This is a genomic window from Flavobacterium panacis, assembly GCF_024649945.1.
Lineage (GTDB): Bacteria > Bacteroidota > Bacteroidia > Flavobacteriales > Flavobacteriaceae > Flavobacterium > Flavobacterium panacis.
In genome coordinates, this window is record NZ_JANKMS010000011.1 from 21,102 (window position 1) to 46,415 (window position 25,314).

Below are 25,314 nucleotides of genomic sequence, written 5' to 3' on the forward strand. Positions count from 1 at the left end.
TCGCTACCCCTCATTTACACCCACACTGTTAATCGTGCCGGGAACGGCAAAACTTATGGTAGTCATATTGTCGGGAACAATGGAACCCGAATAGGAAACGGATTGCTCGGTTTCCGAACTGTTGATAGTGGCTACGGTTACTACCGGAGGCTCATCTTTTAACTGTTTTTCTTCTTTTTGTTTGCAACTCTGTATCAATCCGGCTCCGATAAGGAAGAGGGATAACAAACCAATTTTACTTGTTCTCATCTTACATTTATTTTGTTACGCTTCTTTGTTTAGTTAAACTTTGAAAATTTTAAATACAGGGGCAAAGGTCGGGTTACAGCTAAGGTGCAGCTATACGAAATGACGGGTAAAAGTTGTGAAATTTACTTTTTTGATTTGGTGGTATCTGCCTGAAACAAACAGAGCTACTGATGTTTCAGTAGCTCCGATGCCTGCATTAAAAAAATAGCAAAATGCTTGGGGGATGGATTGGAAAACCCTTAATGCGGGGGTTGCGCTTCGTCCATCTGCATAGTAACGGCTTCCCCGTGTTCCTGCTTTACCTGCTTGAAATAGCTTGATGTAAAGCCCGTGTGTTTTTTCAACTGGTTGGAAAGGTATGCCTGACTGCTGTACCCCAGTACGTGGGCAATCTCGGTCAGCGACATTTCGGTATGTACCAAAAGGTCTTTTACCTTTTCAATCTTCCGACGAATGATGTACTTTTCGAGTGTAATTCCCTCCACTGAAGAGAATAAGGCACTCAATGTATCGTAGTTCTTGTGCAGCTTGCCACTGATTAAGGTTGTGAATTTGGTAGGTGTGCCGCTTTGCAGTTGCAACGTGATACCTTTCTCCACCAACTCTTTTATCCTGTTTATTGTCTTTTGGTTTTTGTCATACATCAGTTCCAAGCCGATGCCTTTCAGCATCGTTTTGATTACTCCCAACTTCTGCGAAAAGTCTGTCGTATCCTTTATGATGGCTTGCCCCAGTTTTATATCCAAAACCTCAAAACCCAAAGCTGTCAATTCCTGTTCAAGAACATAGGTACATCTATTGCACACCATTCCTTTTATTAATAGTGTCATATCTTCTAAAATGTATAAGTTCCTTTATTCAATGGTCAAAATTCTGCATTTGCCCCCGACAAACTATTATGATATTCCGGCTTTGTTTTGTGAAATTTTATGAAAATCGGTGCAGTAACATTAAATATCATAAACTAAATAAGGAAAAGTACATAGCTACTTCCGACCATCTTACGGAATTTTGTAATAGACAACATCCGTATAAAAATGAAGAACAAAAAGAGCAACGAACATCAGGTTTTAAAGGTGCTGAAAGATTACAACGCAGGTAAAAGCGGACTGGAACTTTTCGAGAAATACGGCGTTTACGGCACGAACATTTTTGAACTGAAACACAAATACAAGGATTTAGGGATGGATATTCTTGTAGAATTGGTAAATTTAAACGAAGAAAACAGCAGGCTGAAAACAATGTATGCCGAACTGTGCATACAGCACCGGAAGCTCAAAGACCTGCTGAAAGAAGATTTCTGACAGGACAGTCGGGAGCGGTAAGCAGCAATTTAAAATACTATTACTATGACAAATGTAACGTACAAATACGCTACGGTTTTGGTAGCAATACAGAACCTACGCAACGAGGGGTATAACGTGGATTTCAATCTCGAAGAGAACTGTTTAATCTGCGGCGATAACAAATATACCATTGATGATTTTGAGATTGAGCAGGTCTATCGCTATGAGGGCGAAAGCAACCCAAGCGATGAGGCTACGGTGTATGGCATTGCCTCGAAAGACGGTTTAAAAGGAATTTTGGTTACGGCTTATGGTGCTTATACCGATAGTATGAGTACGGCAATGCTCCGCAAACTGGCACTAAAAAACGATTAAGATTTTAAAGTATGATAAAAGTGTTTATAGCCGGAGCCACCGGGTGGGCAGGCTCGGCAATCGCAAAAGGTGTTTATAACGAAAAAGGAATGCAACTGGCAGGCGGCTTGTCACGCTTCAATAAACAAGAGAATTTAGCCGAAATCCTGGATTTCGGAAATGATGAAATCCCATTGTTCGGAACCATAGAAGAGGCACTGGAGCAAGTGGATTTTGATGTACTTGTCGAATTTACCAAACCAGATATTGCCAAAAAGAATATCCTGTCAGCCTTAAATAAAGGAAAAAAAGTTGTGGTGGGTACTTCGGGACTTACTAATGAAGATTATACCGAAATAGAAAAGGCAGCCAACGATAATAACACTTCAGTACTTGCCGCAGGCAACTTTGCCATTACAGCCGTCCTGCTATTCAAGTTCGCTTCTATTGCTGCGCAGTATATTCCCAATTATGAACTCATAGACTACGCAAGCCAAAACAAAGTGGATGCGCCGAGCGGCTCGGTAGCGGAACTGGCGCATCGTTTGTCGGGCATACAGCAATCGAATATTACGGTTCCCGTTAAGGACACCATTGGCAGCAAAGAAACAAGGGGTGCAGATATTGAGGGCGTACAGGTGCACGCTGTAAGGCTTCCGGGTCACGTGTTGGGTATTGAAGCCATCTTTGGAATGCCGGACGAAAAGCTGATTTTAAGGCACGATGCGGGAAACAGTGCCGAACCTTATGTAAAGGGCGCAATCCTTGCCATCGAAAAAGTAAGCACGTTCAAAGGGTTGAAAAGGGGTCTTGATGCGGTAATGGATTTCTAAAAAAACAAAGTGCAAAATAATAGCTGAAACTGATATTTTGCCTTTTTTCTATACCCGGTATTTACTGCACCGTCACACAAACATCGGCATTCATCGGGTAGCTTTGGCAAAGCAAAATTATTCCCTCTGCGATATCCTGTTCTGTCAGTGCCCCGTTATGGAGCATCCGAACTTCGCCATCGGTTTTTACTGCCCAACAAGCCCCGCAGGTTCCATTCTTACAGGAACTCGCCACTTTGATATGGTGCTCTTTCATCGCATCCAGAAGCGACTGCTTCGGCTGTACCTCAATGAGCGATGTGCATTCATACGTTTGCTTTTCCTCGTTCTCGTAGTAGTCCTCGTAATAGTTTACAATCACATCTTTAACAGTACCGTCCGTTTCCAAATCGCCCGCATTCCCCGGAACCGGGTCGAAGTATTCCAAATGGATATGGTCTTCGGGAATGTACAAGCCCGTTAAGGCATCCTGGTACAAATCCATCAGCCCGTTGGGTCCGCAGATGTAATAATGGGCTGCAGCAACATCGCCAACCAGTCTTTTAATGACCGAACGTAAAACAAGCAGATTGAACCTGCCTGCAACGTGGTTGAGTTTGGTGGAAATAAAATCAGGTGCAGTAAAGGAATAACAAATATTCAATTCTTGCGCTGCCTGCATCGCTTCCAGTTCATTCCAAAATATGGTTTCTTCCGGTGTTTTATTGCTGTACACCAGTAAGGGTATCCGATTGCTGTTTTCAACGCTTTTCAGCATTGCGTATAACGGGGAAATACCGCTACCGCCTGCCAGTAAAACAATTTGGGATTGCTCGGCTATCGGTTTTTCTAAAACAAAGCTGCCAAATGGGGCTTCTATTTCCCAGGCTTCGATGTTGTCTGCATTATTTAAGATGTAATTGCTCATCTTTCCACCTGTAACCCTTTTAATAGTAATGGCGGGAAATTCGTCAGACGGCACAGAACTGAACGAATACGAACGTATGAGCAGTTCGCCGTTTACGGTAAGCCTGATGTTGAGGTACTGACCGGGCAGGTAGGTAAACGCCTGCTGCTCCGTGTCAAAGTATAGGGTAATGGTATCTTCGGTTTCCTTTATAATTTTATGTGTTCGCCACGTGTATTTCTTCATCCCTCGGTTTTTAATGTCTTGCATTGCTGATAAAAAGAAAACCTCTGCTCCTGTACACAAAGCGAGGTTTCATAAAGACTTCTATTTAAAAGTTTGCTGTTCTGATAATTATAGTTCGTTTTGCTTTTCCTGTTGTCTTCTGATGATTTCGAGCTTGTTTTTTCGTATCTGCTTAAAATGGGCAGACGTTAATCCCGTATAGGTCATTAATTGCTCGGACAGTTCCGTCGGCTTTTGATAGCCTAACGCCTTTGCGATTTGTGACAGCGATTGCTCGGTGTACACCAGTAACTCTTTTACCTTTTCGATAATGCGCCTGATATAGATAATTTCAAGGCTCATATCATATTTAACAAGGAACAGATTGTTCAACTGGTGATAATCTGCTTTCAATTCGTTTGTAAGCTGTACGGCAAACGGTGCAGATTTACCTGTGTCCAACCTGTTCTGTATAATCCGGTCTGCTACATTGCAAACTTTCGTCATTATCTCCGAACAGTCGCCTGAATTTTGTTTCTGTAACATTGCTTTTTATTTATGGAACGAGATTTAACTGTTTCATACGCTGGGTAGCTTTGGTAAAAAATACCGGAGAAGTACTGGTGTGCTTGCTCCGGGACTGTCCAAAACTTATCCGCAGCATCCTGTTGAACAACTTGAAGCCTTTCCGCTGTCGTCGCCGCCAACTTTGTAGCCTGCTTTTTCAATCGCCTCAACCAACTCTTCTTTCACTTCGTCGTTTTCAACTGAAACAGATAATTTTCCTGCTTCCAGTTTTTCTACTTTAATGCCGTCAATGTCTTTGATTGCTCCGTTTACTCTCGACTGGCAGTGTGCACTTTGCATATCTGGTATGCTTAATTCTACATTTTTCATTTGAACTTATTTTTTATTGTGATACAAATTTCCGTATTAAACGAGGTGTTACTATTATGGTATTCCCTGTAAGATTTGTGATTTTTACTGATTTTGAAATCGCCGTGTTATTCCACGATTAATTTACCTTTCATATAGATGTAATGACCGGGAAACGAGCACAGGAAATCATACGAGCCTTTTGCCGGAGCCGTAAAGGTAATTTCTGTGGTTTGCCCACCGCCAATCATATCCGTTTTTGCGATTACGGCGTTTTCCATTCCTTTAGGTATGTAGCCGTTGTCCTTAGCATCTATCGCAGCATTGGCAAAAGTGTTGAAGTCTGTGCCCTGGGCAAGTATAACAACATTGTGCCCCATTGCCTCAATCGGTGCTTTTCCGATGTGCTTTAAAATGAGCTTTACGGTTTCGCCTGCTTTGGCTTTCAGTTCGGTTTTGTCGAATTTCATATCATCGCCGCCGCTAATGGTAATTACATTTTCGTTCCCTGTTTCTGCGGGGGCAACTGTTTCTTCTATTACAGGCTGATTGCTCTCCTGTGTGGTCTTGTCTTTTTGCTGATTGTTGTTACAGGCAGTAAATGCGATTACCGACAATGCTAACACTAACTTTTTCATTTCTATTTGAGATTTTATTTTGTTATCTGATAGTGCAAATTTCAGTACATAAGGTCACTTCCTCATTACGCTTTTCCCTGTTTGATTTGTGATATTTACTGATTGGACAGGGCACAAAAAAGAGGGCTGCAATAACCCTCTAAATTTTAAACAAAAAAAAATGCCAGTATTACGCTGCCATTTCCTCACAAGCCTTTGCACAAGCTCTGCACGCTTCTGCACATTCTTTACAATGCTCCATACCCATTGCAGCGTGTTTCTCACACTCTTCAGCACAAGCGTTGCAAATGTCAGCACATAGTTTGCAAATCTCTTTGCTAAATTTACCATCAAGACTTAATACGTTTGCTGCCGCTTGGCAAATAGCTGCACATTCCAGGTCTAACTGGATACATTTCTTTACGTGTGCAACATCATCTTCATTTAAACAAGCAATGGCACATTGGTTACAGATAGCTACGCACTTCAGGCAAGCCTCGATACACGATTGAAATTTTGTTTGTATCATAATATAAAATTTAAAAAATTAAGAAATAGATTTTATACTGTTTCTAACAAATATCAGTCCCTTGCAAAAGAAATGCTTTGTAAAATTCCTTGTTTGAATTGTAAGATTTACTGATTTGATATTTCGTAATATAAGGCTATATAAATAAAACCTACCTAATATTATTTCTGTAAAGAATTAGAATAAAAAAAACGACAGTCCCAATTAAGGAACCGCCGTTTTAGCAAACGCAATAAAGCTAAGTTCTACATTATTTTTTCAGTTTGTCGGCAGGAGGATTGTAATCAGACAATGTTGTTACCCTTACGGTATCAACCCCGGTAATATCCCAAGTGATAGGTATCATAGTCATATACTCACATTTCGGACACATATCACCCTCTGAACCTATCATTTCTTTATGACCGGGACAGCCTGTAATCAAATGTCCGTGGGCATCAATCAGCTCGCCTTTTTCGTTCCTGTCTTTTGCTGTAATTTTTTCGGCGGGTTTTTCAACCACCTGTTCCGTAGCGTGGTCGTGCCCGTCGCCCTCGGTGTGTGCGTGTCCGTCTTTTGCTGTTTTGGTATCGCCCCCGCAAGATGCTAAGAAAATCGCTAAGGAGGCAAATACGCCTATCAATAATTTGTTCACTTTCATTTCTATTTATTTTTTAGAGATTAAAAACTTGATTTTATTCCAGTAAGATTAATGATTATGATGGTCGTGTGCTGACGGTTCAGCCTTTACAATACATAGCACCGAATTATCGTGTAGATGTGCTGGTGTTTCCAACTGGATGGTAACGTGATGGATATTCATATGCTCTAATTCGTGTTCTACTTTACGAAGTAATATTTCACTTTCTTCGATAGTCATTTTTTCATTTACAACGGCGTGGCACGTAAGTGCATTCAATCCACTTGTAATTGTCCAAATATGCAGGTCGTGAATACTTTTAATACCATCGGTTTTAAGGATTTTTTCATTGACCTTATCCACTTCAACATTTTCGGGTGTGCCTTCCATCAATACGTGTACCGATGATTTAGTAACTAAATACCCACTTCTCAATACCAGTATCGAAACAATAACGCTTGCCAACGGGTCTGCCCACCCCCAACCGAAAAACATAATGAGCAACGCTGCGATAATTGCACCAACCGAACCGAGCATATCACTGATGACGTGCAGGTAGGCTCCACGCATATTGAGGTTTTCCTTTACGTCAGCACCACGCATCATTATCCAGGCTACAAGCACATTAACCAATAAGCCTACAATTGCTACAATGAGCATACCTCCTGATTGAATTTCCGGTGGGCTCTGAAAGCGTTCTATCGCCTCGTAAATGATATAAACTGAAATCAGGATAAGTGTTGCACCGTTGATAACTGCTGCAAGTATTTCAAAGCGCTTATAGCCGTAGGTCTTACTGTAATCGGCTATTTTACTGCTGAACTTAAAGGCCATCAGCGCAATGAAAAGCGATATTGCATCACTCAACATATGTCCGGCATCGGCTAATAAGGCAAGGCTGTTTGTCAGAAAACCTCCCACTACCTCCACTACCATATATGTAGTGATGATTACCAAGCTAATGGTCAGGGTCTTTTTATTCGCAGTATGCGAGTGGCTGTGTCCGTGGTCTTGTCCCATATTTACTTGTGATTATTGTTTCACTGCTGCAAATATCAGCAGCAAAACGTTTCTATCTATTTTAATATTCTTTGTGTGATTTATCGGTTTACTTCTTCCATTTCAAACGTAAACTGTTACTTACCACACTTACACTACTCAACGCCATTGCGGCTCCGGCAATCATTGGGTTTAGTAAGAAACCATTGATTGGGTAAAGAATACCTGCTGCAATCGGAATACCTATAAGGTTATAGATAAATGCCCAAAACAGGTTCTGCTTAATGGTTGATACGGTTTGTTTTGATAGTCTTATGGCTTGAGGTATTTTGGTAAGGTCTGATGAAATAATGGTCATCTTCGCCACGTCCATTGCGATATCCGAACCTTTACCCATTGCGATACTTACATCGGCAGTTGCCAGTGCTGTACTGTCATTGATACCGTCGCCAACCATTGCTACTACTTTGCCTTGCTGTTGCAGTTCTTTCACAAAATCAGCTTTGTGCTGTGGCAAAACTTCGGCTTTGTAATGCTTGATACCAGTTTGCTCGGCGATAGCTTTGGCGGTAGCCTCATTATCTCCCGTCAACATATACAGTTCGATATCCGCATCCTGCATTTCTTTGATAGCCTGTACCGATGTCTCTTTAATTTTGTCGGAAATAGCGATTACAGAAAGAGCTTGTTTACTGTTTGCAAACCATATAACGGTTTTAGACTGTGTGCCCCATTCGTCCGCCTGCTTTTGCAGTTGGTCGGCAATGGTAATGTTGTTTTCGGCTAACAGTTTTTTATTACCTACATAGTAAGTGTCGCTGTTGTAATCGGCTTTTGCGCCTTTACCTGTTATACTGTCGAAGTTTGATAATAAAGTTGTAGAAACGCCCTCCAAATTTTTCACAACGGCTTCCGCTAATGGGTGCTCCGATTGCTTTTCAATGCTCAATAAAACATCTTTCGTCGCATCGTCATTGTTCAGCCATTGGATGCCTGTAACCTGTGGTCTTCCCTCGGTAATCGTACCTGTTTTATCCAGCACGATAGCGTTTACTTTCTTCGCTAATTCCAAACTTTCCGCATCTTTAATCAGGATGCCGTTTTCTGCACCCTTACCAACGCCCACCATAATAGCGGTAGGAGTAGCCAAGCCTAAAGCACAAGGACAAGCAATAACCAATACAGTAACGGCTGCTAAAAGACCTTGTACAACACCATTCTCGCCTCCTAAGAAGAACCAAAGAATAAATGTCAGGATAGCAATACCGATTACTACCGGAACGAAAATACCTGCGATTTTATCCACCAGTTTTTGTACGGGTGCTTTACTTCCCTGTGCATCCTGCACCATTTTGATGATTTGGGCAAGCATTGTTTCTTTACCCACTTTTACCGCCTTGAACTGGAAGCTACCTTTTTGGTTGATGGTTCCGGCAAATACCTTTTCGTTTTCCTTTTTCAGTACCGGAACAGGTTCGCCGCTTAGCATACTTTCATCTACATACGAATTGCCCGATACAACTGTACCATCCACCGCAATTTTTTCGCCCGGCTTAACCAAAATAATATCGCCTGCGTTTACATCTTCGATGGCTTTTTGTCTTTCCGTGCCGTCTGCTTCTATTACGATAACCGTTTTCGGTTGCAAGCCCATCAGCTTTTTAATGGCTGATGAGGTATTGCCTTTGGCTTTTTCTTCCAATAGCTTGCCCAATAAAATAAAGGCAACGATTACGGCTGCGGCTTCAAAGTACACGTGTGCGTGTAAACCTCTTTGATGCCAAAAGTCCATAAACAGCATATTGAATACGCTGAATATATAGGCGATACCTGTACTCAATGCGACAAGTGTGTCCATATTGGCAGAACGGTGTTTCGCCTGCTTCCACGCATTGATAAAGAAGTCTTTACCTAACCATAAAACTACCGGAGTGGCGAATGCCCACATTATTTCATTACCGTAAGGCATATCCATAAAGAACATACCGATAATGACCACCGGTAGCGATAGGATTACTGCCCAAATGGTTTTGTTTTTAAGTTTTCTGAATTTTTCGGCGTGGATAGCTTCTAAAGTTTCCTGTTGCTTGCTCTCGTCTTCGAGCAATAGGTCATAACCGCCGTCCTGTACCGCTTTCCTGATTTGCTCGGAATTGGTTATATTCGGCAGGAATTCAACGTTGAGGTTTCCCGTACCGTAATTCACTTCGGCACTTACTACGCCCGGCGTATATTTTGCCATACTCTCGGCACTGCCTGCACAAGATGCACAGGTCATACCTAAAACGGGATAAGTCTTTTTAACAGTGGGAACGCCGTAGCCTAAATCTTTAATTGCTTTTACAGCTTCGCCTACTACCTCGTTATCATTAACGGTAATAGCCGCCCTGCGGTTATTTAGCTCTACTTTGTGGGTTTCTACGCCTTTTACCTGTGCCAGTCCTTTTTCGACGATTAATGCACAGTGCTCGCTTTCTACATCCTCTAAAGGAATGTAAATTGTTTCTTTATTGGTTGCCATATCTCGATTGCTTTATTTTCATAATGCAAAGGTGGCAACAATAAAGAGGAGTTCTATTGTGAAATTCTGGGTTTGATTTGTAAGATTTACTTAAACCTTATCCAGTGGCTTGCGCTTGTCTTCCCTTATCTGCTTGAAATGGCTCGGTGTAAGCCCTGTTACTTTCTTGAACTGGTTGCTCAAATATGCCACGCTCGAATAATTCATACGGTCGGCAATCTCGCTTAACGACAGCTCATCGTACACCAACAGTTCTTTTATCTTTTCTACTTTCTGTGCGATAAAGTACTTCTCAATGGTCGTACCCTCAATATCGGAAAACAGGTTGCTAAGGTAGTTGTAATCGTGGTGCAGCGCATCGCTCAACACATCCGAAAGATTGGTTTTCGCATCGTTGTCCTGATGGTGCACCAGGTCAATGATAACGTTCTTTATTTTCTCAATCATCCGGCTCTTCTTGTCGTCGATGACCTGAAAACCCAAAGGGTCTAAAACGTTTTCCAATGCCTCACGCTCTGCTGTGGTTAAATCTTTTTTAAGGATTATTTCGCCCAGTTTTATATTGGTAGCCTCTATGCCGAGTTTGTCGAGTTCGTTCTGAACTACGAGAATACAACGGTTGCAGACCATATTTTTGATAAATAATGTACTCATATTTCGCTAAATCACAATTCATTTTGTTGCATCAATACGCAACCACAAATTTAAGATTAAAAATTAAGTATTTATTGATTATGAGTGACTAAGTGATGCAAACGACGGTTTTCATAGGGGAAAATAGCTAAAATATTCCCCATTGTAGGGGAATATTGGCGGTTAAAGTGCTGTTTATTAATAACATTTGCTAAGGTACTCTGATATTGATAACGTAATCCTCCCTACTATGAGAAAGTTATTAGGAACTATTGTTACCGAAATTCAGGAGCAGGAACGGAAACTGTCAATTACGTGCTCGGGGCTAATTGAAGAGGCTTTTCAAATGACGGTCTTTCTTCAGGAGCTATTGGTTTCGGCAAAAGAATGTGTGCTAAGTTCGGAATTTGAGAACGATGCAAAAGAGATTGAGTTCTTTAAAATGATTAAGCCCCAAATCCTGGGCAAACTCATCTATTATAACAAGCTCTACCGGATAGAAACCTCGTGCCCGGTCAATAACGGGAAAATATATCATAACTATTTCTCGAACCATTTAACGGAGCTAAAGATTGAGTTTAGGGAACACATCTGCAACTCCCATTTTTATCGCTACTACCGTTCGGGCAGGGTGGATAAAGACCACGAATATTTTAAGCGTGGGCAGATAAACTACCTCGATGGGCTTAATAGTTACGTATTTGAAATCGACCCGCAATTCTCTACCTATTACGATTACAAAGTAGCCCGCATCCTCGCCAACGACCTCTTATACGCCTACCTCTTAACCAAAATCAGCCCCGAAGAAAATTCCGATACATTTTTCAGTAGCGCCAGCGAAATTAAAGAGCTATCCTGGACGGACAGCAAGAATGCTCTGATTGAGCTAACGTATGCCCTCTACGCATCAGGTGCTATTTCAGGAGGTAAGTTAGGCATCCGGAAGCTCACTGCTATTTCACAAGTGTTGTTCCGAATACCACTGACCGATGTGCATCACGCATTCCACCGTATGAAAACCCGTGCAGGCTCTCGCACCTTGTTTTTAGACCAGTTGAAACAAGCACTGGAAGAATATATGGATAAAGACTTATAAACACTCCATCAATAAAGGCTTTGAAAGCAATACGCATTCCGTATTGCTTTTTTTTGTGCCTGCGTTCGCCAATATATGGCAATTGGCGAACGGGCATATTTCCTTATCCCAAAATCGGAAAATCTGCCGAAACGCTTATTTAATAAGGCTTTCCGGCAAATTGTAAAATTTTCAAAAAACCGCTTTTTCAATTGGCAAGCATTGGCGGACAAACACTGCCACAATTCTGAATTTTGCCCTGTGAACATTAAACGACAGCGCAATGAATATAATAACAGTTGACGAAGAAGTGTGGCAGCACCTTAACGAACGGTTGAAAGCCATTAGCGAATATATCCTGAAACTGGAAGATACAAGCTATGATAGTTTGTGGCTCAACAATCACGAAGTCTGCCAGTACCTCCACATCAGCGAAAAAACATTGTGGCGTATGCGCACCAACGGGCAGATAGCCTTTTCAAAAATGTACGGGCAGTATTACTATACGATTGGTGCTATCAAGGAAATGCTTAACGCCAATGCCGTACAAACTACCGATGAGTATGTGGAGCAGCTTATGGCGAAAGGCAAAAGCTACATTAAACAAGGCAGAAAGCTAAAATCAGGTAATAAGTAAAAGTTTTGGGTATGAATATCGACAAAATGGAATTTGTGGCGTGGATGGAACGCATAATGGATAGGCTTGACATTCTCGGCAACCACATAGACGATTTACAAAAGAAGCGCAATAGCATAGACGGAGAAGAATTACTGGATAATCAGGATTTATTACAAATGCTGAAAATCAGCAACCGTTCCCTGCAACGGTATCGCTCCATCGGTAAGCTGCCTTACTATACCATCAGCGGAAAATTGTATTACAAACTATCCGATGTGCATCAGTTCATCAGGGAAAGTTTTAACCCGCCTTTGCCCAAACTGGATGCCAATAAGTGACAAACACTGCCTTTGAGTGCCACATAGTGCAATACGGTGCAGGCTTCCTTTACATTCGACAGCGAACTTTTAAAATTTTCAGAATATGAGTGAAGAAACAACTAATAAACAGGAAATGCCCGAACAGCTTTCGGACATATTACTCGTACTGGATAAAGAAAAAATGAAAATCCAGGCAGTGAAGAGTATCGACGAAAACGGGAAAATGGAAACCGTCGAACCCACGAAGAAAAACCAAAACCAGTTTATGCGTGTGGACAAAAGCGGCGATTTCTTTTCCAACTTCTTTTCCAATTTTTTCAGCCAGTTAAAGAACCCTACAAACTTTACTTTCTTCAAAGTACCCGCCCCTATTGCTGCTGAAAAAGCACAGGAATTACAAAAGCACGTAGATAAGCCCACTCCCGATGGCGAGAAAGTGCTGAAAGAACTCGAAGTAAAGGCAGAACCGCAACAGGACAAAAAACAAGAAAATCAAAATAATATGGCAACAGCACAAACAACAACGGAAACGAGTGAATATCGCTACAAGCCGGAGCAGATTGATTGGGACACAATGAAAAACCTCGGATTAAGCAAAGAGTATCTTGAAAAAAGAAACCTGCTTGACCCTCTATTAAGAGGTTACAAAACCAATGAACTCTTACCGATAGGCATTAACCTCGGCGGTTCTATTCTGCGCACGGATGCCCGCTTGTCTTTACAGCAAGCGGAAGACGGTAATGTTATCGTGGCAATACACGGTATCAAAAAAGAGCCTAACCTCCATTTTGAGTTTTTCGGTCACAAGTTTACGGACGAAGACAAGAAAAACCTGCTTGAAACGGGCAATATGGGGCGTGTAGTCAATTTGGTAAATTCTAAAACGGGCGAACTGATGCCGTCTATTATCAGCATTGACAGGCTTACCAATGATGTAGTGGCATTGCGAACTGATTTCATAAAAATACCTGATGAGTTAAAAGGTGTGAAACTGAATGACGAGCAAAAGCAAACCTTAATGGAAGGCAAACCGCTTTATCTGCAAGGTATGATTTCTACCAAAGGAACAGAGTTTTCTGCAATGGTACAGTTTAATGCGGACAAACGATATGTAGAGTTCCTGTTTGACAGAAGCAATAACCATCAGCAGGCGCAAACCAACCAACAAACCAATCAACAGGGCAATCAGCAGAATAATCAGCAAAGCCAACCGCAGGAAGCTCCGAAAACTTTCAGGGGCAAAGAACTGGACGATGAGCAGTACAACAAATTCAAAGCCGGGCAAACCATATATGTGGAATTGAAAGATAAAAAAGACCAACCCTACAAGGGTTATATCACTTTCGACAAAGATACCGGAAAGACCAACTTTGAATTTCCCGGTCAGTATAAAGCACGGGTAGAAACTGCCGAAACCCATAAAACACAGACTGCCGTTAATTCAGAGGGTAAGACCAATGAAGCAACCAAGAACATCAAAGAGCCTTTGAAGTCCGGGCAACAAAGACCGAAAAATGAAAAGCAGCAGGAACAACAAGAAAAACCCGAAACTCCTGCAAAATCCAAAGGCAGAAAAATGTAATACAGTATGAAAACAATTATAGCAGAAAAACCAAGCGTAGCAAGGGAGATAGCCGGCTTGTTGGGAGCATCTGAAAAAAAGGACGGCTACCTGACAGGTAACGGCTATTTTGTTACGTGGGCATTCGGTCATTTAATAGGACTGGGAATGCCCGAAGATTATGGGATTACGGGATTTGACAAAGCCGCTTTGCCTATATTGCCTAACCCGTTTTTATTGACCGTTCGCAAAGTCAAAAAAGATAAAGGCTATACTGCCGATGCTGGCGCATTAAAGCAACTGAAAGTAATCAAAGAATTGTTCAATAAAAGCGATAGCATTATCGTGGCGACAGATGCAGGTCGTGAGGGCGAACTCATTTTTAGGTACATTTATGAATACCTGAAATGCAACAAGCCGTTTGAACGCCTTTGGATTAGTTCGCTTACAGAAAAGGCAATTAGGCAGGGCTTTGACAACCTTAAAAACGGAAAAGAATTTGACGGGTTATATCAGGCTGCACAAGGCAGAAGCCGTGCCGATTGGCTTGTAGGCATCAACGCTACACAGGCGTTGAGCATTGCCGCAGGCAATGGTATTTACTCGCTCGGAAGAGTGCAAACTCCGACGTTGGCTTTGATATGCAAACGCTATCTCGAAAACAAAAATTTCTCTGTAAAGAAATATTGGCAGATACAATTGCTACATCACAAAGCACAGGTTGATTTCAAAAGTATTTCCGTTACCAAGTGGGATGAAAAGCATCTTGCTGATGATACGCTGAAAGCCATTCAGCGCAATGAAATTGCAACCGTTACATCGGTAGAAACCAAAAGCGTTACAGAACAACCGCCCTTGCTTTTTGATTTGACGGGCTTGCAAAAAGAAGCCAACAAAAGGCTGAAATTATCTGCTGAAGCAACGCTCAATATTGCGCAAAGCCTGTACGAAAAGAAGTTTATTACTTATCCCCGTACCGGAAGCAAATACATACCCGAAGATATGTGGGCAGAAATTCCCAACCTTGTGCGGGCATTGCAGAACCGTGAAGATTGCAAACAAGCCCTTACCAAAATCAAATGGGGACGGTTCAATAAACGTATCGTGAATGACCTCCGTGTAACGGACCATCACGGTTTATTGATTACCGACAAAGTGCCGTCTGTACTGAATGCAGATGAAGATAAGATTTACAATATGATTGCACTTCGCCTGCTCGAAGCCATATCACAAGCCTGTGTCAAAGAGATAACCGATGTATCATTGCAGGTGTTGCACTACGATTTTACGGCAAAAGGTTGTAAAATTCAGGAAGCAGGTTGGCGTTCCATCAAAGGAAGTTTTACCGATGATGGCGAAGAGCCAGTGCAGGAACTACCCGAACTGACTAAAGGCGATGAACTCAAAATAAAAGAAGCTGCCGTTTTGGAAAAGCAGACCAAACCACCAGTCCTTTATACCGAAGCCGGGCTTCTATCGGCTATGGAAACCGCCGGAAAAGAAATTGAAAACGAGGAAGAACGGAAAGCCCTGAAAAATATTGGTATTGGTACTCCGGCTACAAGAGCCGCCATTATCGAAACCTTGTTTACCCGTAATTATATCCAAAGGGATAAGCGTTCTTTAATACCTACAGAAAAAGGATTGCAGGTGTACGGGCTTGTTAAAGAACGCAAGATTGCAGATGTAGCTATGACCGCAGAATGGGAACTGGCATTGCAGAAAATTGAAAACAACGAAGCGGATGCCGGAGCATTTCAAAAGGAAATGGAAACCTATGCGAAATCTATTACCGATGAACTGCTGCAAACTTCTATTGCAAATACTAATCAGCCAAAATTGACCTGTCCGAAATGCAAAAGTCAGCAACTCATCATTCGTGACAAGATTGTGAAATGTTCTGATGAGGCTTGTAATTGGGTGCAGTTCCGTACCGTCTGCGGGGTACAAATCAGTATCGAAAATATTGTAAGCCTTATCAATAAGGGTAAAACGGCTTTAATCAAAGGAATGACGAGCAAAGCCGGAAAGAAATTCGATGCTTATATCGTGCTGAAAGAAAATGCAGAAACCTCCTTTGAGTTTGAAAAAAACAAAAGCAATAAGCGTAATGGAAAATAAATCGTCTATTATACCCAAAGAAATAAGGAACCTGATTTATACTATTCGGGGCAAACAAGTAATGTTGGATAGTGACCTTGCTGCCTTGTATCAGGTGGAAACAAAGAACCTCAACAAAGCCGTAAAACGGAATATCGAGCGTTTTCCTGCTTCGTTCTGCTTTCAACTGACTGAAAAGGAAGTTGAAAACTTGAGGTTCCAATTTGGAACCTCAAGTTTAAATTACGGTGGCAGACGTTATTTACCCTATGCTTTTACCGAACAGGGGGTTGCAATGGCATCTGCCATACTCCGTTCGGACATAGCGGTAAGAATGAGTGTTCAAATAATGGAAGCCTTTGTAGAAATGCGGCGTATGCTCATTAGCAATGCTTCTTTGTTTCATCGGCTAGATAATATTGAATTGAAACAACTGGAAGCCGACCAAAAATTTGAAGAGATTTTTAAGGCTTTGGAAAGCGACAAGCTGCACAGCGAAAAAGGTATCTTTTACAACGGACAGGTTTTTGATGCCTATGCTTTTGTTTCTGATATTATCCGTAGTGCCGGAAGTTCCATTATCCTGCTTGATAATTATGTGGATGATACGGTGCTTACTTTATTGGGTAAGCGCAATGATAATGTAACTGCCACTATCCTTACCAAAAGTATCAGTCACCAGTTACGGTTGGATTTACAACGCTACAACAGCCAATATACTGTAATAGATATTGAGATTTTCTCCGATGCCCACGACCGTTTTTTAATTATTGACAATACAGAGCTTTACCATATAGGGGCATCGCTCAAAGACCTGGGCAAAAAATGGTTTGCCTTTTCTCGAATGGATATTGAAGTCGGCAGGATGCTCCAAATCCTTAACAAGCCATAAAAATGAACCTCTGAATTTTTCAGAGGTTTTTTATTGTCCATTACGCCAAATACCGCCTCTCAAAGCCAAACCCTGCAACATTCACAAAGGCATTTGCTTTCGCTTATAATTTTAGGATTTAAGTAAAATTCTAAACAAAATATAGTATGGACGTACAGCAAAAAGACCTATCGTATTTCAGATTACGACTGCAAGAATTATTAAACAGCAGCTTCCCCGAAAAGGTACACGACCAAAAATTTATAGACCAACGGTCTTCGTGGGCTGCCAACGCTTATGAGGGGGCGTTCCGGTCGGGAAACGCCTTAGAGCAATGCAATGAAATAGCTAATTACATATTGTTTGAGGGCTTACACTTCTCCAAGTTCGACACGGTTTTTAAAGTGGTATGCAATGAGTTTGATACCATAATGGCAGATGAGGAACTGCGACCGTTCGCCCTGAAAATGTTTCCTGTTTGCGAACCTGTATTTGCAGGATATGAATTAACCGATGATTTCATCCACGGGTTTGAGTTCGATTTACTCTATACCGAACTGACCGGAACCATCGCAATATGGATTGAGGAAAATGGGCTTCAGTAAGCGGTTCCATCTCCAACAGAATATTGATGCCCTGCGAATTGTTTTTAAACTGGAAAAGGAGAAACGGCAAGCCACCGTAGGCGAAAGACTGCTAATGATGCAATACAGCGGATTTGGCGGTCTTAAATTCGTTCTGAACCCCTTTGAAAATGAAATAGACATCAATAATTGGAGAAAAACGGAACACGACCTCTTTCCGATTACGCAGGAACTCCACCAACTACTCAAAGAAAATTCCGAAGACGATAAGCAATACCGCAGGTATGTGGATAGTATGAAAAGTTCTGTTTTAACGGCTTTTTATACCCCGCCAGAGGTCATAGATGCCATTTCATCAGCCTTGCGGGATAGCGGTCTGCATATTGATAAATTCCTCGAACCCTCCGCAGGTATCGGCTCATTCATACAATCCTTTTCGGAAAGTCAAAAAGCCAATGTTACTGCCTATGAAAAGGACTTGCTGACAGGCAAGATTTTAAAGCAGCTCTATCCCGAAAGCAATGTACGTGTAAGCGGTTTTGAGGAAATTCCCGAAAGGGAACAAAACAGCTATGATGTAGTAGCCAGTAACATTCCTTTTGGCGATACTTCCGTATTCGACCTTTCTTATTCCCGAAGCAAGGACAATGCAAAAATACAGGCTGCCCGAAGCATACACAATTACTTCTTTCTGAAAGGTGCTGATATGCTCCGTGAGGGTGGTTTGTTAGTTTATATCACTTCACAAGGCATATTGAACAGCCCTAAAAACGAACCCATACGCAGGGCGTTAATGCAGGATAATAATTTGGTATCGGTTGTAAGATTACCTAACAACCTGTTTACAGAATATGCAGGTACGGAAGTGGGAAGCGACCTGATTATCCTGCAAAAAAATACGGCAAAAGAAAATCTGACCGACAGGGAAGATCTGTTTTGCCGAAGCAATCCAACCGAATACAATACACCAGGCAATGCCTTGTTTCAAAACAGTGCAAGGATTGTGCATACAGACTACAAATTAGATACTGACCCATACGGACAGCCTGCCTTAATCTATACGCATAAAAATGGTGTTGATGGGATTGCCAAAGATTTGAAACAAATGCTTTCCGAAGATTTCGGTAAGCATCTGAATTTGGGTTTATACAAAGGCAAACGGAACGATGAGCCTATTATACAAATTCCGATTGAGCCAAAGGTTATACCTCCGGTAATAGAGCCTGTAACCATTCGGCAAAAACTACAACCCGAACCAACTCCGGTAGTCCGTCAGGAAAGCCCGCAGGAATTGAAACAACTAAGCATTTTCGACCTGTTTGAAAGTGCGGGCGAACCTGTTGCCGTAATTGCGTTACCCAAAAGAACTACCCGAAGCAAAAAGCAAAGCACCCGAAAAAGCAGAGATACAATAGGTCGCCAAACCGATCTGTTCAGTGGTGCATTGCAGCAAACCTATATACCGCCAAAAACCAACGGTACTGCTAACGGTACTCCAAAGATAAACAGCAAAAATCAGGAAGCAATTGGCGACCTGTTTTCACAAATAAACGGGAATGGCCAGACTGATAAGTCAGCCGTTCCCAATGCCATTAATAACGCCATTCCCGAACCTACCCCGTATAGTGGCGAACTGCAATCATTCCACCGTAATGATTGCCTTGTTGCGGATAATGGTTGGGTTGGTTATCTGCAAGATGTCGAAAGAAACGAAGAAAAATCATCAGCAACCTTTCATACATTGCAATTACCGACTTTACAAAAAGCAAGAGCCGAAGCCTATATTGCCGTAAGGGACAGTTATATTAACCTCTATCAAAAAGAAGCTGAAAGGCAAACCGAACACAAGGAAGAACGGGAAACGCTGAACCTCCTTTATGATGCCTTTACTAAAAAATACGGCAATCTGAATGCTGCCGACAATGCCAAGCTCATAAAGACAGACAGCGCAGGTAAGGAAATACCGTATCTGGAGCGTATTATCGGGGGCGTAATTCACAAAGCAGATATATTCAGCCGCCCCGTTAGTTTTTCTACTACCACATTAGCAACCGACAATCCCGAAGAGGCTTTAGCGTCATCGCTGAACAAATACGGAAGCGTGGATTTGGATTTTATGTCCGAAATCAGCAGCCTGCCTGCCTATACGCTGAAAGAAGCCTTGCACGGGCGGTTGTTCTACAATCCGCTACAACAGGAATATGAAATTGCTGAACGGTGGATAGCGGGCAATGTTGTTGAGAAAGCAAATGATGTACGAGCATATCTCGAAAACAATCCTGATGATAAGGAAGCCAAAGAAAGCCTTACCGCTTTAGAAGAAGCCCGACCAAGACGGATTGAATTTGAGGAACTTGATTTTAACCTCGGTGAACGGTGGATACCCACGGGAATTTATGCCCGGTTTGCTTCGCATTTGTTTGATGCCGATGTACTGGTTCATTATTCGGAAAGCTCCGACGACTTTTCCGTAAAGTGTCATCAGGGCAATATGCACATTTGGGAAAAATATGCAGTCAAGGCAGAAAGCCGAACATTTGATGGTATTGCGCTGCTCAAACACGCCCTTGTCAATACCACGCCGGATATTACCAAAAAAGTAATGGTTGGCGACCAAGAGGTCAAGGTACGGGATATGGAAGCCATACAAATGGCGAACACCAAGATTGATGAAATCCGTACCGCCTTTACCGACTGGCTACACGCACAGAACGATGAGTTTAAAAACAGGCTGACCGACCAATACAACGATACCTTTAACTGTTTTGTTCGCCCGAACTATGACGGCAGCCATCAGGACTTTCCGGGATTAGACCGAAAGGCAGCAGGTATTGAAGACCTGTATTCAAGCCAAAAGGACACCGTTTGGATGATAAAACTGAACAACGGCGCTATCTGCGACCACGAAGTAGGTGCAGGAAAAACGCTGATAATGTGTACAGCAGCACAGGAAATGAAGCGGTTGGGCTTAGCCCATAAACCAATGATAATTGGGCTGAAAGCGAATATACCTGCCATTGCTGAAGACTACCGCAAAGCCTATCCACACGCTAAAATCCTTTATCCAGGTATTGATGATTTTACACCTCAAAAACGCCTCCGGATTTTCGGGGATATTAAAAACAACGATTGGGATTGTGTGATACTCACGCACGACCAGTTCGGAATGATACCGCAATCGCCCGAAATACAAAAGGAAATCCTCGAAATAGAATTAGACAGCGTAGAGCGCAACCTCGATGCCCTGCAATCGCAAGGTAAGGAAGTAACAAGAGGGATGCTTGCGGGTGTAATCAAAAGGAAAGAAAATCTTGAAGTAAAACTGAAAACACTCCAACACGATATTGAAAACCGCAAGGATGATATTGTGGACTTCAAAATGATGGGTATAGACCATTTGTTTGTGGACGAAAGCCACCAGTTCAAAAACCTGATGTTCAACACCCGTCATACAAGGGTAGCCGGACTGGGTAATGTGGACGGGAGCCAAAAGGCACTTAACCTGCTCTTTGCTATCCGCACCATTCAGGAGCGAACCAATGCGGATATGGGTGCAACCTTTCTTTCAGGTACAACCATCAGCAATTCCTTAACAGAACTGTACCTGCTGTTCAAATACCTGCGCCCTCGTGCATTGGAAAAACAGGGCATTCATTCTTTTGATGCGTGGGCAGCTATCTATGCAAGGAAAACGACCGATTATGAATTTTCGGTAGCCAATAATATAGTCGCTAAAGAGCGTTTCCGCTACTTCATCAAAGTGCCGGAACTGGCACAGTTCTATTCTGAAATCACAGATTACAGGACGGCAAAGGATATTGGTATTGACCGCCCCGAAAAGAATGAGGTATTGTACAATATACCGCCAACGCCCGACCAAGAAGATTTTATCCAAAGCCTGATGCAGTTTGCTAAAACGGGCGATGCTACTTTGCTCGGAAGATTACCGTTATCGCAAAGGGAAGAAAAAGCAAAGATGCTCATTGCTACGGACTACGCCCGTAAGATGTCCCTTGATATGCGAATGGTAAGCGGAATGTATGACGACCATCCCGACAACAAGGCTTCGCATTGTGCGGCAAATATTGCCAAGTATTACAACCAGTTTAATGCACAAAAAGGAACACAGTTCGTTTTCTCTGATTTGGGAACCTACAAGCCAGGCGAATGGAATGTGTACTCCGAAATAAAACGCAAGCTCGTGGAAGACCACGGCATACCTACAAACGAAGTAAGGTTTATTCAGGAAGCCAAAAATGATAAGCAGCGTAAAGACCTCATCAACGGAATGAACGAGGGTAAAATCCGTGTGCTGTTCGGCTCTACCAGTATGTTGGGAACGGGTGTTAATGCACAGAAAAGAGCCGTTGCCGTTCATCATTTAGATACGCCGTGGCGACCGAGCGACCTTGCACAAAGGGACGGGCGGGCTATCCGAAAAGGCAACGAGATAGCCAAATTCTTCGCTGATAATAAAGTTGCTGTGATTATCTATGCCGTTGAAAAATCTTTGGATAGTTATAAGTTCAACCTGCTGTATAACAAGCAACTTTTTATCGACCAGTTAAAGACTAATAACCTAAGCAAAAGAACGATTGATGAGGGAAGTATGGACGAAAAATCGGGAATGAACTTTTCGGAATATGTGGCAATCCTATCAGGAAATACAGACCTGTTGGATAAAGCCAAACTTGAAAAGCAGATTGCCGGATTGGAAAGCGAAAAGCAGGCGTTTAACCGTTCTAAATCCAGTGCCAAATTTAAGGTGCAGGATTATACGGAAATGTTGCAAAGTACCCAATCCCGTTTGAACCGGATGAGTACAGACTGGGAAAACTTGCAGCAACGCCTACAAAAGCATTCAGACGGAACAATCGCAAATCCGGTGCTGTTGGATGGCTTACCGCCGAATGCAAACCCGAAACAAATCGGTACGAAACTCAACCAGATTGCGGATAAAGCTCGTACCGCAGGGCGATATGAAGAAATCGGCAGCTTGTATGGTTTTACGCTGTTGGTTAAAACTGAAATCTCTGAAAAAGAGGGAGCAGATATTAGGGTAAACCGTTTTTTGGTTCAGGGCGAGGGCAACATCAAATACACCTACAACAACGGCATAATGGCGAAAGACCCTGAAACCGCAGCAATGAATTTTTTGAGGGCTTTAGAAAAGCTGCCGGGCTTTATTAAGCAGGAGCAGGAGAAAATTTCTGAAATACAAAAAGACCTGCCCATACTTCAGGAAGTGGTTAACGGTACGTGGGCTAAGGAAAGCCGATTGAGCGAACTTAAAACGGAACTGGCTGCTGTTGAGAGGAAAATACAGCTATCCATTACACCGGAAACAAAAGCAGATACTCCGGAACAAGTGGAAAAGCAGAAAGAAACCCCAATGGTTCAGGAAAGCATTGTACGGGCAAAAGGTATTCATATACCTCGTGGTATATTGTAGTAATATAGCATACGGGCAAAATAAAAGGGAGGTGTTAGACGGTGTTAGACTTCCCTTTTATTTTATCACTCCTGTACCAAATGCTGTAAATCGGGGTCATTCTTGATGCGTTCCATTTCACTTACAACAATATTTAGTATATCTGATTTTATCTGTTTGTAATTGGCTTCAATTTCCTGCTTCATTTTATCTTCACCCTGCTTATCAACAAAGGACAGGATTTCCGGTATTTTCTGATAGGCTTTTGTTTCGGCAGCAACTGTTTCATTATCTACCACAATTTCGGCGTGAAATATTTTTTGCTCGATACGTTCATCAAAGTTATCCGATACAGAACCTACAAACATACCTTGTGTCAAAGTTGAGATTTTTGATGCAGGTATGAGGCTGTCTAACTGTGTGGATATCGAAGTAGATTTATCATTTCTGTTAATGGTCATACTTTGGCGTTTCTGCAACACCTTGCCGAAGCGTTCAGATAAACTTTTTGCCGTTTCTCCAACCACCTGACCACTGAATATATTACCAACCGTGTTCTGTATTACCTTGCTCTCTTTGTCGCCGTAATCCCTCGTTAATTGCGAAAAGTCCTGAAAGCCCAGGCAAACGGCTACCTTATTACTTCTCGCCGTTGCGATAAGGTTATCCAGTCCCCTAAAATAAATTGTGGGCAACTCATCTATGATAACCGAACTCTTTAACTGCCCTTTTTTATTGATGAGTTTTACAATCCTTGAATTGTACAAACCCAAAGCTGCGGAGTAAATATTTTGACGGTCAGGATTGTTACCAACGCATAAAATCTTCGGCTCGTTCGGGTTGTTGATGTCGAGCGTGAAGTCGTCGCCAGTCATTACCCAATAAAGCTGCGGGCTTATCATTCTTGATAAAGGAATTTTTGCAGAAGCAATTTGCCCCTGTAACTGGTCTTGTGCGCCGCCTTGCCAAGCATCCATAAAGGGCGATAAATAATTCTCTAAATCAGGGTATGAGGTAAGAATTGTGAATACGTCCGAATACTTTTTATTCAGTAATTCAATGGCGTGCGGGAATGTGCAATACTTGCCGTTTTCATAGATTTTCAGATACCAAATAATAGCTGCAAGCAAGATAATTGGGCTTTCCACGAAAAAATCCCCTTGCTTCTGTATCCACGACCTGTTGAGGTTCAGCATTATGGTATAAGCTGCTTCGTAAGCATCGGAAATATCCGTCATAAAGTCGGGATTGAGTGGATTGCAACGATGGCTCTTGCGTGGGTCGTCAAAATTTATCACATAGAATTTCGGCTGAATTTTATACTTGTCGCGATGCTTCAGTAAGTGATTGTAGGCAATGGTAGAAAGGTCGTCGAATTTGAAATCGTAGATATACATACTAAAGCCTTTCTCAATCTGCTGCTTGATGTAGTTATTTACGATAGCATAGGATTTTCCTGAACCCGGAGTACCCAACACGATAGATGCCCTGAAAGGATTTACGATGTTTATCCAACCGTTGTTCCATTTGCCCTTGTAGTAAAATTTGGTGGGCAAGTTGACGGAGTATTCATTTTCCATCAGCTTGGTTTCCTGTTGGAAGCTCTCGTTTTCATTATTGAAAACGTCGTCCATAAGGTTAGTACGGAGCAAACGGCTCATCCATACACCTGCCATCAATAAGGAGATATAACCTAAAGAGATGGTAAGGATATACAGAAATGTGCCTGTTGCCGGAGATAGCTTTAATAATGAGGTATTAAGAAAAAACAGCACAAAGCCTACCCCCAAAGCCACATAAATTTTAGACCAGGTTATCTTCTCATTTTTTACGCCTTTCGTTCCTAAGCAACTCAAAGCCAACAAAACCAAAGCAAATGCTTTGGTGTATAAGGTATGTGAGAACAAACCTGCCGTTCTGTCGAAATTGCCCAGTATTTTGTTGATTACTTCCAACGTCCACCCACGTTCTAAAAAGAAACCGTAGCAGAACCAATAAAGGTGCATCAGTACCAAAAGAATACTGACTGCCCGCATAAAAGCCATTATCTTGGCAAGCCCTCTTAAATCGTCTTCTCCCTGCATTATTTTAAGTTTTAATGTTCGGGCGTGAATTTAAAGGCTCTA

General features: G+C 42.2%; 23 protein-coding genes. 11 read left to right on the forward strand and 12 right to left on the reverse strand.

Features of this window, described 5'->3' with window-relative positions:
* Positions 1 to 3 precede the first annotated feature (3 nt).
* Positions 4 to 249 (reverse strand): hypothetical protein, encoded by a 246-nt coding sequence (locus NQQ59_RS20415; RefSeq protein WP_257698424.1) that lies wholly within the window; start codon positions 247 to 249, stop codon positions 4 to 6.
* A 239-nt stretch (positions 250 to 488) separates the two neighbouring features.
* Positions 489 to 1,079, reverse strand: coding sequence for a helix-turn-helix domain-containing protein (locus NQQ59_RS20420; protein WP_066439830.1), 591 nt, complete (start codon positions 1,077 to 1,079; stop codon positions 489 to 491).
* Between the two features lie 207 nt (positions 1,080 to 1,286).
* Here NQQ59_RS20420 and NQQ59_RS20425 point away from each other — a divergent pair, with 207 nt between their 5' ends.
* Genes NQQ59_RS20425 through dapB form a run of 3 tightly spaced genes read left to right on the forward strand, consistent with a single transcriptional unit; the run spans position 1,287 to position 2,722 of the window.
* The gene (locus NQQ59_RS20425) at positions 1,287 to 1,553 is read left to right on the forward strand and encodes a hypothetical protein (protein ID WP_050377136.1); all 267 of its coding nucleotides are present in this window, start codon (positions 1,287 to 1,289) and stop codon (positions 1,551 to 1,553) included.
* A gap of 45 nt (positions 1,554 to 1,598) precedes the next feature.
* Positions 1,599 to 1,910 carry a hypothetical protein gene (locus NQQ59_RS20430; RefSeq protein WP_066439832.1) on the forward strand — a complete coding sequence of 104 codons (312 nt, stop codon included), beginning with the start codon at positions 1,599 to 1,601 and terminating at the stop codon, positions 1,908 to 1,910.
* 11 nt (positions 1,911 to 1,921) lie between these two features.
* Positions 1,922 to 2,722, forward strand: coding sequence for a 4-hydroxy-tetrahydrodipicolinate reductase (dapB, locus tag NQQ59_RS20435; protein WP_066439833.1), 801 nt, complete (start codon positions 1,922 to 1,924; stop codon positions 2,720 to 2,722).
* A gap of 61 nt (positions 2,723 to 2,783) precedes the next feature.
* Here dapB and NQQ59_RS20440 read toward each other — a convergent pair whose 3' ends face one another.
* The 9 genes from NQQ59_RS20440 to NQQ59_RS20480 all read right to left on the reverse strand — a co-directional run bounded on the left by NQQ59_RS20440 (position 2,784) and on the right by NQQ59_RS20480 (position 10,648).
* Positions 2,784 to 3,854, reverse strand: a complete 1,071-nt coding sequence (locus NQQ59_RS20440) for a flavin reductase family protein (protein ID WP_164467814.1) — start codon at positions 3,852 to 3,854, stop codon at positions 2,784 to 2,786.
* A 108-nt stretch (positions 3,855 to 3,962) separates the two neighbouring features.
* Complete coding sequence (locus NQQ59_RS20445) at positions 3,963 to 4,379, reverse strand: helix-turn-helix domain-containing protein (protein WP_109568750.1); 417 nt, start codon at positions 4,377 to 4,379, stop codon at positions 3,963 to 3,965.
* Between the two features lie 105 nt (positions 4,380 to 4,484).
* Positions 4,485 to 4,730, reverse strand: a complete 246-nt coding sequence (locus NQQ59_RS20450) for a heavy-metal-associated domain-containing protein (protein WP_066439837.1) — start codon at positions 4,728 to 4,730, stop codon at positions 4,485 to 4,487.
* Between the two features lie 107 nt (positions 4,731 to 4,837).
* On the reverse strand, positions 4,838 to 5,347 hold the full coding sequence (locus NQQ59_RS20455; protein ID WP_066439840.1) for a plastocyanin/azurin family copper-binding protein: 510 nt from the start codon (positions 5,345 to 5,347) through the stop codon (positions 4,838 to 4,840).
* Between the two features lie 169 nt (positions 5,348 to 5,516).
* A complete protein-coding gene (locus tag NQQ59_RS20460; protein WP_066436100.1) occupies positions 5,517 to 5,855 on the reverse strand; it encodes a four-helix bundle copper-binding protein in 339 nt (112 codons plus the stop codon).
* A gap of 250 nt (positions 5,856 to 6,105) precedes the next feature.
* Entirely contained in the window at positions 6,106 to 6,495 is a 390-nt protein-coding gene (locus NQQ59_RS20465) for a hypothetical protein (protein WP_066436101.1), read from the reverse strand.
* A gap of 48 nt (positions 6,496 to 6,543) precedes the next feature.
* Entirely contained in the window at positions 6,544 to 7,494 is a 951-nt protein-coding gene (locus NQQ59_RS20470) for a cation diffusion facilitator family transporter (protein ID WP_066436104.1), read from the reverse strand.
* An 88-nt stretch (positions 7,495 to 7,582) separates the two neighbouring features.
* The gene (locus NQQ59_RS20475; RefSeq protein WP_066436105.1) at positions 7,583 to 9,994 is read right to left on the reverse strand and encodes a heavy metal translocating P-type ATPase; all 2,412 of its coding nucleotides are present in this window, start codon (positions 9,992 to 9,994) and stop codon (positions 7,583 to 7,585) included.
* Between the two features lie 90 nt (positions 9,995 to 10,084).
* Positions 10,085 to 10,648, reverse strand: coding sequence for a helix-turn-helix domain-containing protein (locus tag NQQ59_RS20480; RefSeq protein WP_066436106.1), 564 nt, complete (start codon positions 10,646 to 10,648; stop codon positions 10,085 to 10,087).
* Positions 10,649 to 10,877: 229 nt separating this feature from the next.
* Here NQQ59_RS20480 and NQQ59_RS20485 point away from each other — a divergent pair, with 229 nt between their 5' ends.
* From NQQ59_RS20485 to NQQ59_RS20520, 8 genes are all read left to right on the forward strand, one after another.
* The gene (locus NQQ59_RS20485; RefSeq protein ID WP_066436109.1) at positions 10,878 to 11,723 is read left to right on the forward strand and encodes an RteC domain-containing protein; all 846 of its coding nucleotides are present in this window, start codon (positions 10,878 to 10,880) and stop codon (positions 11,721 to 11,723) included.
* Between the two features lie 262 nt (positions 11,724 to 11,985).
* Complete coding sequence (locus tag NQQ59_RS20490; RefSeq protein ID WP_109568748.1) at positions 11,986 to 12,339, forward strand: helix-turn-helix domain-containing protein; 354 nt, start codon at positions 11,986 to 11,988, stop codon at positions 12,337 to 12,339.
* A gap of 11 nt (positions 12,340 to 12,350) precedes the next feature.
* A complete protein-coding gene (locus tag NQQ59_RS20495; RefSeq protein WP_002978404.1) occupies positions 12,351 to 12,659 on the forward strand; it encodes a helix-turn-helix domain-containing protein in 309 nt (102 codons plus the stop codon).
* 85 nt (positions 12,660 to 12,744) lie between these two features.
* On the forward strand, positions 12,745 to 14,223 hold the full coding sequence (locus NQQ59_RS20500; RefSeq protein WP_213189188.1) for a DUF3945 domain-containing protein: 1,479 nt from the start codon (positions 12,745 to 12,747) through the stop codon (positions 14,221 to 14,223).
* Positions 14,224 to 14,229: 6 nt separating this feature from the next.
* Positions 14,230 to 16,323 carry a type IA DNA topoisomerase gene (locus NQQ59_RS20505; protein ID WP_213189189.1) on the forward strand — a complete coding sequence of 698 codons (2,094 nt, stop codon included), beginning with the start codon at positions 14,230 to 14,232 and terminating at the stop codon, positions 16,321 to 16,323.
* Positions 16,313 to 17,194, forward strand: coding sequence for an ORF6N domain-containing protein (locus NQQ59_RS20510; protein ID WP_109568747.1), 882 nt, complete (start codon positions 16,313 to 16,315; stop codon positions 17,192 to 17,194). Before NQQ59_RS20505 ends, NQQ59_RS20510 begins: the two co-directional genes overlap by 11 nt.
* Before the next feature lie 146 nt (positions 17,195 to 17,340).
* Complete coding sequence (locus NQQ59_RS20515; RefSeq protein ID WP_066434609.1) at positions 17,341 to 17,778, forward strand: DUF1896 domain-containing protein; 438 nt, start codon at positions 17,341 to 17,343, stop codon at positions 17,776 to 17,778.
* Positions 17,765 to 23,209 carry an N-6 DNA methylase gene (locus NQQ59_RS20520; RefSeq protein ID WP_213189190.1) on the forward strand — a complete coding sequence of 1,815 codons (5,445 nt, stop codon included), beginning with the start codon at positions 17,765 to 17,767 and terminating at the stop codon, positions 23,207 to 23,209. The genes NQQ59_RS20515 and NQQ59_RS20520 overlap by 14 nt, the downstream gene beginning before the upstream one ends.
* A gap of 65 nt (positions 23,210 to 23,274) precedes the next feature.
* Here the strand turns inward: NQQ59_RS20520 and mobC are convergent, their stop codons facing one another.
* A complete protein-coding gene (gene mobC, locus NQQ59_RS20525) occupies positions 23,275 to 25,272 on the reverse strand; it encodes a conjugal transfer protein MobC (RefSeq protein WP_109568746.1) in 1,998 nt (665 codons plus the stop codon).
* Positions 25,273 to 25,314 lie beyond the last annotated feature (42 nt).